Here is a 1,402-nt window from a genome sequence, read left to right as displayed (position 1 = left end):
TCACCGGCGAGCCGCTGCCGGTGGACAAGCGGGTCGGGGACGAGGTGTTCGCCGGCACCCTGAACGGCACCGGGGTCCTGCGGGTGCGGATCACCCGCTCCCCCGCCGACACGGTGATCGCGCGCATCGTCGCGATGGTCGGCGAGGCCAGTGCCACCAAGTCGCGCGCCCACCTGTTCGTCGAGAAGGTCGAGCAGCGCTACTCGATCGGCATGGTCGCCGCGACGCTGGCGCTGTTCGCGGTGCCGCTGCTGTTCGGCGCGGAGCTGCGGCCGACGCTGCTGCGCGCCATGACGTTCATGATCGTGGCCTCGCCGTGCGCGGTGGTGCTGGCGACGATGCCGCCGCTGCTGTCCGCCATCGCCAACGCGGGCCGCCACGGCGTGCTGGTCAAGTCCGCCGTGGTGCTCGAACGGCTCGGCTCGGTCACGCGGGTGGCGTTCGACAAGACGGGCACGCTCACGGAGGGCGCGCCCCGGCTCACGGCGGTCCGCCGCCTCCCCGGCGGTCACCTGGGCGACGACGGGCTGCTGGCCCTGGCCGCCGCCGCCGAGAACCCCTCGGAGCACCCGCTCGCCCGCGCCGTGGTCGGGGCCGCCCGCGACGCCGGGCTGGACCTCCGCCACGCCGCGGAGTTCGCCTCCGCGCCCGGTCGCGGCGTCACCGCCCGGGTCGACGGGCGCCTGGTCGAGGTCGGCAGCCCCACCGCGCTGCTCGCCGACGACGAGCCCGCGGCCCGCGACGCGGTCGCCGAGCTGGAGGGGAGCGGGCACACCGCGGTGGTCGTCCGCGTCGACGGCCGCCCGGCCGGCGTGCTCGGCCTCGCCGACCGGCTCCGCCCCGACGCCGCCGACACCGTCGCCCGGATCACCGCCCTCACCGGCGCCCCGCCCGTCCTGCTCACCGGCGACAACCCCCGCGCCGCCGCGCGCCTGGCCGCCGAGGTCGGCATCACCGACGTCCGCGCCGGGTTGCGGCCGGAGGACAAGGTCGCGGCGGTGCGCGAGCTGGAGGCGGGTGGCGGCAAGGTGGTCCTGGTCGGCGACGGCGTCAACGACGCGCCCGCGCTCGCCACCGCCCACGTCGGCATCGCCCTGGGGCGCGCCGGTTCCGACCTCGCCCTGGACACCGCGGACGCGGTGATCACCCGCGACGAGCTGGCGACCCTCCCCGCCGTGATCGCCCTGGCCCGGCGCGCCCGGCGGCTGGTCGTGGCCAACCTCGTCATCGCCGGCGCCGCCATCGCGGTCCTGGTGGCGTGGGACCTCTTCGGCACCCTGCCGCTGCCGCTCGGCGTGGCCGGGCACGAGGGCTCGACCGTCGTCGTCGGCCTCAACGGGTTGCGCCTGCTCCGCACCGCGGCCTGGCGGCGGGCGCACCGGGGCGAGGGGCGGCCCGCCGC

At 77.8% G+C, this 1,402-nt stretch carries 1 protein-coding gene; it reads left to right on the top strand.

The annotated features are described in order from the left end of the window. On the top strand, window positions 1-1,402 hold a 1,402-nt coding region (locus ACFV4N_RS43745; RefSeq protein WP_499678603.1), incomplete at both ends, for a heavy metal translocating P-type ATPase.

It is taken from the genome of Actinosynnema sp. NPDC059797, from assembly GCF_042732085.1.
In the GTDB taxonomy this organism is placed as follows: domain Bacteria; phylum Actinomycetota; class Actinomycetes; order Mycobacteriales; family Pseudonocardiaceae; genus Actinosynnema.
The sequence above is the reverse complement of the archived record's forward strand: the minus strand, read 5'-3'. Positions and strand labels throughout refer to the sequence as shown.